This is a genomic window from Nocardia sp. NPDC002869, from assembly GCF_046764065.1.
Lineage (GTDB): Bacteria > Actinomycetota > Actinomycetes > Mycobacteriales > Mycobacteriaceae > Nocardia > Nocardia rhamnosiphila.
In genome coordinates this window covers 1-8,113 of record NZ_JBKOOL010000219.1, presented here as the reverse complement: position 1 = coordinate 8,113, position 8,113 = coordinate 1, and the positions used below count along the sequence as shown (strand labels likewise).

At 71.1% G+C, this 8,113-nt stretch carries 5 protein-coding genes; all 5 read right to left on the bottom strand.

Annotated elements, in window-relative coordinates:
• Positions 1-78: 78 nt before the first annotated feature.
• The 5 genes from ACLML9_RS26420 to ACLML9_RS26400 all read right to left on the bottom strand — a co-directional run bounded on the left by ACLML9_RS26420 (position 79) and on the right by ACLML9_RS26400 (position 8,005).
• A complete protein-coding gene (locus ACLML9_RS26420; protein WP_030524085.1) occupies positions 79-321 on the bottom strand; it encodes a phosphopantetheine-binding protein in 243 nt (80 codons plus the stop codon).
• Positions 322-331: 10 nt separating this feature from the next.
• Positions 332-1,171 carry a siderophore-interacting protein gene (locus tag ACLML9_RS26415; RefSeq protein WP_411948053.1) on the bottom strand — a complete coding sequence of 280 codons (840 nt, stop codon included), beginning with the start codon at positions 1,169-1,171 and terminating at the stop codon, positions 332-334.
• On the bottom strand, positions 1,171-2,508 hold the full coding sequence (gene entS, locus ACLML9_RS26410) for an enterobactin transporter EntS (RefSeq protein ID WP_411948052.1): 1,338 nt from the start codon (positions 2,506-2,508) through the stop codon (positions 1,171-1,173). Before entS ends, ACLML9_RS26415 begins: the two co-directional genes overlap by 1 nt.
• Positions 2,505-3,503, bottom strand: a complete 999-nt coding sequence (locus tag ACLML9_RS26405; RefSeq protein WP_411948051.1) for an ABC transporter substrate-binding protein — start codon at positions 3,501-3,503, stop codon at positions 2,505-2,507. Before ACLML9_RS26405 ends, entS begins: the two co-directional genes overlap by 4 nt.
• A gap of 125 nt (positions 3,504-3,628) precedes the next feature.
• Positions 3,629-8,005 (bottom strand): amino acid adenylation domain-containing protein, encoded by a 4,377-nt coding sequence (locus tag ACLML9_RS26400; RefSeq protein WP_411948050.1) that lies wholly within the window; start codon positions 8,003-8,005, stop codon positions 3,629-3,631.
• Positions 8,006-8,113 lie beyond the last annotated feature (108 nt).

Here is an 8,113-nt window from a genome sequence, read left to right as displayed (position 1 = left end):
ACGGCGTAGTCGGGGACCAGGTTGTGGGTGTGGCGGGCGTCGCCGGGGGCACGCAGCGCGGAGTTGCTGTTGTCCCGGTCACGGGCACAGCACCTCCAGCCAGGACTCCAGAACGGGGTCACCGGCCAGCATCAACGGGTCGACGGTCTCGTGTCCCTCCGACCGCCACTTCTCCACCAGCTGCATGATGCGCACCGAATCCAGTCCGGCGTCGAGCAGATTGGTATCGGTGGACAGTTCCTCCGGCGCCACGCCCAGCAGATCGGCCACATCACGGATGAAGTGGTCGCGGTCGGCCACCGCGGTCGGCTCGTTCGTCATCTCTGTCCTCTCATTCTTCGCGGTCGAAATCCGCGACTCCGTGCTTCCAATAGCCCGCGATCAGGCAGTCCTTCGCCGGCACACCGAGTTCGCCGCGCACCCATTTGCGGATCGGCCGCAACTGCCCGGCTTCCCCGGCGACCCAGGCGTAGACGTTCTGCCCCTCCGGCACGGTGACCGTGCGGATCGCCTTCTCCAGCAGGTCACCGGTCCCCGCACGCGCGTCGCCGCGGTGCAGCCACCGGACCTCCACCCCCGCCGGGGCCGCCAGTTCGATCTCCTGGCTCTCGTCGATCACCTCGACGAACACCCAGCCGGTCTGCTCGCGCGGCAGCCATTCCAGCCAGCGGGCGATCGCCGGCAGCGCGGTGATATCGCCGGCGAACAGGTAGTTGTCGTAACTGGTGGGCACCACCACGCCACCGGGCGGGCCCGCGATGTGGATACGGGCGCCCGGCCGCACGGCCAGCGCCCACTCCGAGGCGAGACCGCCGGGATGCAGGGCGAAATCGATATCGAGTTCGCCGGCCGCCGCGTCGTAGCGGCGCACCGTGTACTCCCGGGAGATCGGCCGCGGCGCGGGCCAATCCAGCGACAGGCCGTCGGGGATGGGCAGCCGCAGCGTGCCGTCGATATCCGGGAACACCAGTCGCACATGCTCGTCGGGCACGTAGCTGTGGAATCCGTCGAGTTCGGGACCGCCGAAAGTGATCCGGATCAGCCCCGAACCCACCGGGGCGGTGCGGATCACCTCCAGTTCCCGCAACCCGATCGGATAACCGACCTTCGCGCCGTGCGTGCCGGCGAGCACCTCGGCGATCCGCTCACGGTAGGCTCCGCGATCCACCATCACACTCCGTCCTTCTTCTCCTCGACCACGGTCCCGGCGGCCTTCTCTTCGACGATGGTGCCGCCGACCGGGACCTGCGCCGGCGGCGGTGGTTGCGGCGGCCCGCCCGCGGGCGCGGTGAGCCCGTACAGCGGCCACACCAGCACCAGCGCGAATACGAACAGCACCAGCACCGCCGCCCCGTAGACGACCAGCGCGGTACCGGGTTCCACCAGATTGCCGATCGCCCCGGCCGCCATGGACCCGACCGCGGTACCGGCCACCGACTGCACCATGAGCAACCCCGACATCCGCCCGCGCATATCCTCCGGTGCGTTCTGCTGCAGGACCGCGTAGCGCAGGATGCCGTTGACCGCCCGGGCGACGCCGAACGCGGCCAGCCCGAGGAAACTCCACGCGGCCTGCGGCCAGATACCGGCCATGACCACGCCGAGCGGCATGAGCGCCAGCGAGCCCAGCAGCACCGGCCCGTTGCGCCGCGTGCGGCCGAGCCAGCCACTGGTCAGCGATCCCAGGACGGCACCCGCCCCGGGCGCGGCGTAGAGCAGGCCCAGCGTGGCGGGGCCCGCGTCCAAGGCCCGGTCGGCGAATGCCGGGAGCAGTACCAGGGGTCCGCTGACCAGCATGGCGAGCAGGCCGCTCACCAGGACCGCGCGAATAACGTTGTGCCGCAAGGCGAACGCGATACCGTGACCCAATTCCACCAGCGGATTGCGGATCTCGCGGGCCGGTGGCGGAGCGGACCCGATGGCCCGGATGAGCGATACCGTGCCCACGGTCGCCGCCGCGGCGGCGAAGAACGCGAAGGACACCCCGATCCGGGCGATCAGCACGCCGGCGATCGCCGGCGTGATCATGGTGCCCAGATCGGAGGTCAGCGTGGTCAGCGCGCCGGCGGCCGGGACCTTCTCCCGCGCCACCAGCATGGGCACCAGCGCCATCATGGCCGAACCACTGATCCCGCCGGCCAGGCCGTCGGTCACCGCCGCGGCGTAGATCACCGCGAGGAACGGATCGGGCAGCAGCGCGTTGATGCCCAGCGCGAGGAACGCCAGACCGGCCGCCGACCGGGACAGCGAGATCACGGTGCGCCGGTCGTACCGGTCGGCGATCACGCCACCGCCGAGACTGCCCGCGAACAGCGCGACCGCCATGGCCGTGGACACCCCGGCGACGTGCAGACTCGACCCGGTGAGCTCGTAGACCTGCACCGGCAGGGCCACCATCAGCAGGCCGATACCGAGAACAGAGACCAGTCGCGCACCGAAGGCAGCGCGGAACCGCCGGCTCTCCCGCAACGGAGAGATATCGATGAGGAGGCCGGCGGGGGCTTTCACTTGAACTTCTCCTGGATCAGGTCGAGGGTGTCCATGACGCCGCGGTAGTCCGGCCGGTAGCTGGTGGCCGGCAGTTCGTAGACCTTCTTGTCCTTGAACGCGGGCAGCTGGGCGTACAGCGGATCCTTCGCGAGATCGGCCGCGCTCTTGGCGCCGCTGAGCGGAACGACGAACACCACGGGCGCGTCCACGACCTTGGTCAGCAGTTCGGGGCTGAAACCGAACCAGTCGGCCGAGGGGTTCAGCTCGGGGCTACCGGCTTTGGCGAGGACCTGGTCGTCGGCCCGGAAACCCAGCTCGGCGAGCAGCGTCGGCAGCGCGGCGTTCGGCAGGATCATCTTCGGCTGCCCGTCGGCGGCCGACTGGAAGTAGCCCACCTGCTGCTCGGGGATCTTGATCGCCGCGGAAACCTGCTTCACCTTGTCGTCGTAGGCCGAGATCAGGTCGGCGACCTTGTCGGCGCGGTTCACCACATCGGCGATCCGCTTCAGCTGATCCTGCCAGCCGGTGACATTGCCGGGCAGCAGTACCGTCGGCGCGATGGCGCTGAGCCGGTCGTAGGCGTCCACCGACTGTTTGGCCGGGAAGCCCTGGCCGCCACCGATGATCAGGTCGGGCTGGAGGGAGGCGACGAACTCCACGTTCACGGCCTGTCCCACCGGCACCAGCTGGGTGCCCTGCTCCTTCGCGGCGTCGGCCCAGGTCTTCGGGAAATCGGCATTGCGGCCGCCGACCCCGAGCACCCGCGGGTCCGCCGCGGCCACCGGAACGTCGAGATCGTAGAGGTAGCCGGCCAGCGCGCCGTTGAGCACCACCACCCGCTGCGGATCCGCGGGCACCTCGATGGCGCCCTTCTCGGTCTGGACCGGGCGGGTCCCGGAGGCGGCGGCGGGTTCGGCATCGGAGCTACAGCCCGCGACCGCGACCACCGCGACGAACAGACCGACCACGAGGCGTAACCAGGCCGCGAAGCGGCTGTGGGATAACAGCGACATAGGTGTTCTACTTTCTTCCTCGAATCGCCGGGGTACCGGATGGTGCCGCGGCGAGGTCTCGACGTCGGGGACGCACCGGGATCGGCGTCGCGGACGCGCGGTGTGCTCGGTGCCGGGGCGCACGGTCAGGTCCGCAGGGCCGGTTCGGTGTCGAGCAGTGCGGCGACCTCCGACCAGCCGTCCTCGGAGACGATTCCGAAATGGGTGTAGGGCAATCGGCGCGAGGTGATCCGCGCACCGGCGGCGCGCCAGCCCGACAGCTGGGCGGCGACCCGCGCGGCGTCGTCTTCGCCACCGGGATCGGCCGCGTACAGCGCCATCGGCCCGGCGTAGCTCGGCGTCCCCGAGACGGTGACCATACGCAGCAGCTCACCCGCCGCGCCCCGGATGAGCGCCGCGAGATCCGGTGCATCCTCGGGTAGTTCGGGCAGCAGGGCCGCCAGGCACTCCGGATCCGCGAGTGCCTCGGTGGCCTGTTCCGCCAGATTCGCCAGTGGATGCGAATCGACCAGACCCACGAACGCGATCTCCGCGCCGCGTTCGGCGAGCGCCGCCGCGATCGCGTGCACGATATTGCCGCCGAGTGAGTACCCGAGCAGGTGGTAGGGCCCCTCGGGCTGGATTTCGCGGAGAGTCGCCAGATAACGCGCGGCGAGTTCGTCGATGGTCGTGGCGCCCGATTCCGCGCCTCGTAGCGCGGGCAGCTGTAATCCGATCAGCGGCCGGTCGGCGCGTAGCCGGCGGGCCAGCGGAGCGAACTGCCAGGCGGTGCCGCCCACCGGATGCACACAGAACAGTGGTTGGGCCGAGCCGCGGGGACGCAGTTCGAGCACATGGTCGAGGCGCCGGCCCAGCATGGCGATCTCCTCGGAGGGCGCGGCGAGATCCGCTTCCCGAGCCGGGACGGCCTGCGGTGCTGCCACCGGGGTGGCACCGTCGATCCGGGCCGCCAGCGCCCGGGCGGTGGGCGCCTCGAAGATATCGTCGACCACCACCTCGTGACCCGCCCGGCGCAATCGGCCGACCAGCCGGACCGCGGTGAGCGAATGACCGCCCGCGGCGAAGAAATCGTCATCCGGGCCGATGGCCGCCACTGCGAGCACCGCGGCCATGGCCTCGAGCACCGGCCCGGCGGCAGCGGACAGTGTCGGATCCGCGACCGCGGTGACGGCGACGACGGGCGCTTCCACGGGATAGTCGGGGACCGGTAGCGCCTTACGGTCCAGTTTGTCGCTGCTGGTCATCGGAATCTCGTCGAGTTCCACGAAGGCCGCCGGAACCATGTACTCCGGCAGGGCATCGCGCACTGTGGCTCGCACCGCGTCGAGATCCAGGCCGGCGCCGGTCCGGGTTCGCAGATAGGCCACCAGGCGCTGATCGCCGGGGTTGTCCTCGCGCGGGATCACCGCCGCCTGGGCGATCTCGGGGCGGCGCAGGATCGCCGACTCGATATCGCCGAGTTCGATCCGCTGACCGCGCAGTTTGATCTGGCTGTCGGTGCGGCCCACGTACTCGAGTTCGCCGTCGGCGCCCCAGCGGACCAGATCGCCGGTGCGGTACATCCGTTCACCGGTCCCGGCGGGGTCGGCGACGAAGGTACGGGCGGTCTGTTCCGGGCGGTGCAGGTACCCGCGGGCGAGCTGGACCCCGGTCAGATACAGCTCCCCGATCTGTCCGGACGGCACCGGACGCAACCTCTCGTCGAGCACCCGCACACCCGCGCCGCCGGGCGGACGGCCGATCGGGACGGTCACGGTGTCGGTGTCGTCGGTCGCGTGATAGGTGATGCAGACCGCGGCCTCGGTGGGGCCGTACAGGTTGTTCACCCGGGCCCCGGTCGCGGTCCGGAACCGCTGTGCCGTCGCGGGCGGCAGCGGTTCGCCGCCGGTGAACACGCAGCGCAGCGCGCCGCATCCGGACAGATCGCTTTCCTCGGCCGTGGTGGTGAGCATGGACGAGGTCATCTGGATCGCGGTGACCCGTTCCTCGGCCATCAACCGTGCCTGATAGTAGGGGTCGCGGTGACCGTTGGGGCGGGCCACCACGATCCGGGCGCCCACCAGCAGCGGCAGGAAGATCTCCAGCAGTGAGGCGTCGAAGGTCGCCGGGGTCCGGTACAGCACGGTGTCACCGATCCCGAACCCGTGCTGTTCCTGCAACCAGGCGAAGGTGTTCACGATGGCCGCGTGCGGGACCGTCACACCCTTGGGCACCCCGGTGGAGCCGGAGGTGAACAGCAGGTAGGCCGCATTGTCCGGCCGCAACGGCGCGAGCCGGTCGGCGTCGGTGAGCGCGGTGGCCGCGAAATCCGCGGTGTCGAGCGTATCGACGGAAACCACGGGCGCCCGGCCGGTTTCGAAGGCGTCGGCGGCCGTGGTCAGCACCAGCGGCGGGGCGGCGGCCGCGAGGATGGTGTCCACGCGTTCGGCGGGCTGCCCCGGATCCACCGGCAGGTACACTCCGCCGGCCCGGCAGATGGCGTGCGCCGCGATCACCTGATCGGCGCCGCGCCGCATGGCCACCGTCACCACGGTCTCGGGACCGATGTCCCGGGCGACCAGCCAGCGGGCGAGCCGGTTGGCGCGCGCCTCGAATTCGCGGTAGGTGATCGTCGCGCCGTCGACCGTGATCGCGGGCGCCGCGGGATCGAGCGCGGTGTGCGGACCCCAATCGGCCATGGTGCCGCCGCGGGTGTCCGGGTGGCGGGTGGTCGCCAGCACGGCGCCGGCGGTGGCGCCGGGCGCGTCGACCAGGGCGGTGAGTACCGCACCGAGCCGGGCCGCCATCCGGGTGGCGGACGCGGCGTCCACCGCGCCGGGGTCGTGGTGCAGCATCAGGCGGAACCGGTCGCCGGGCAGGGCCGTCACCGTCACCGGGTAGTGGGTGAGGCTGTGCACTGTCACACCGGCCACCCCGACTTCGTGCGAGTCATTACCCTGCACACCGGTTTTCGGGAAGTTCTCGTACACCACGAGGGTGTCGAACAGCCGGCCGATTCCGGCCGCCCGTTCGACTGTGGCCAGGCCCAGGTAGCCCTGGTTCTGCAGGTCGAGTGTGGTCTGCTGGAGTTCGGCGAACTGCACGGCCGCGGGCCGCGCGGGATCCAGGGTCAGCCGGACCGGGACGGTGTTGCTGAACAACCCGACCATGCCCGCCACACCCGGCAGCTCGCTCGGCCGGCCCGACACCACCGCGCCGAAGACCACATCGTCGCGACCGAGTTGCTCGGCCAGTACCAACCCCCACGCACCCTGCAGCAGGGTGTTCATGGTCAGTCCGTTGGCCCGGCCGAACGATTCGAGCGCGGCCGCGGTCTCGACGGCCAGCGGTACATCCAGTCCCACCGCGGCCGACCGCGGCCCGGGCGCGCCGACCAGGCTCGGCCCGGACAGCCCATCCAGGTATCCGGCCCAGCGGCGGACGGCCGCGGCGCTGTCGCGGGCGGCGAGCCAGGCCAGATAGGTGCCGTAATAGCCGGGTTCGGGCAACCGCTCGCCGTGGTAGAGCGCGAGCATCTCGCGCAGCACGATCGGCACCGACCAGCCGTCGGCCAGCAGATGATGGGCGGTCAGCACCAGTCGGTGCGCGGTATCGGACAGCCGGATGAGCAGTGCCCGCAGCAGCGGTGGTCCGGCGATATCGAAGGTCCGCGCCCCGGCCAGCTCCTCGAGCTCCAGCGCGGCCGCCGCGGCCGCGTCCGGTGACCGGTCGCGCAGGTCCTCGACCTGCCATGCCACCCGCGGTGTCCGCGGGATCACCTGCACGGGGCGGTCGAACTGCTCGTATCGGAAGGCCGCGGCCAGGTTCGGATGCCGGCCCAGCACCGTCGCGAATGCCGCGCCCAGCCGGTCCGGGTCCAGCGGTCCGGCCAGTTCGAAACGGGCGGTGAGCGTGTAGACATCGGCCGCGCCGTCGCGCAGGGCGTGGAAGAGCAGCCCCTCCTGCAACGGGGAGAGCGGCAGCACATCGGCGATCGGCCCGTAGGCGGCGGTCAATTCGGCGGCGTCGTCCGGCGGGAGCGCTATCGAGACGGCGGCCGCGGCCGGCGGCCGCCGCTGCGTCCCGGAAACCACTGCGGGATCGATATTTTCGGCCGCCGCGGCCAGATCGGCCAGACTGCGGCGGGTCAGCATGTCCTGCGGGGCCAGGACCAGTCCGCGTTCCCGGAGCCGGGTGCAGACCCCGATCGCGGTGATGCTGTCACCCCCGGCGCCGAAGAAGTCGTCGTCGATATCGACGGTCGCGCCGCCGAGCAGTTCGGCCACCACCTCGGCCACCGCGTGCTCGGCCGCGGTGGCCGGCGCGCGCCCACCGGCCGGTTCGGCCGGATCGGGCAGAGCGGTACGGTCGACCTTGCCGTTCACCGTCCACGGCAATTCCTCGAGCACCACGATGCGGGCCGGGACCATCGGATCGGGCAGCGATTCGGCCAACCGGTTGCGTATCCGGGCACCGAGATCGCCCGGCCCGCCGCTGCCGTCCGGCGCGTCCCGCCCCCGCACGACCGAAACGACGAGGCTCGCCCCCCCCCCCCAAACCCGGATATCGGCGGCCCCCGTCGCGGCAGAACGGAAAAGCGGCGGGGAGGGCAAGAGTGTTTAAGTATGCGG

What these genes read in the sequence shown, in the direction of transcription:
- ACLML9_RS26415 (WP_411948053.1), bottom strand. Translation starts at nt 1,171, where the DNA reads ATGGTGGATCGCGGAGCCTACCGTGAGCGGATCGCCGAGGTGCTCGCC.
- ACLML9_RS26420 (WP_030524085.1), bottom strand. Translation starts at nt 321, where the DNA reads ATGACGAACGAGCCGACCGCGGTGGCCGACCGCGACCACTTCATCCGT.
- ACLML9_RS26405 (WP_411948051.1), bottom strand. Translation starts at nt 3,503, where the DNA reads ATGTCGCTGTTATCCCACAGCCGCTTCGCGGCCTGGTTACGCCTCGTG.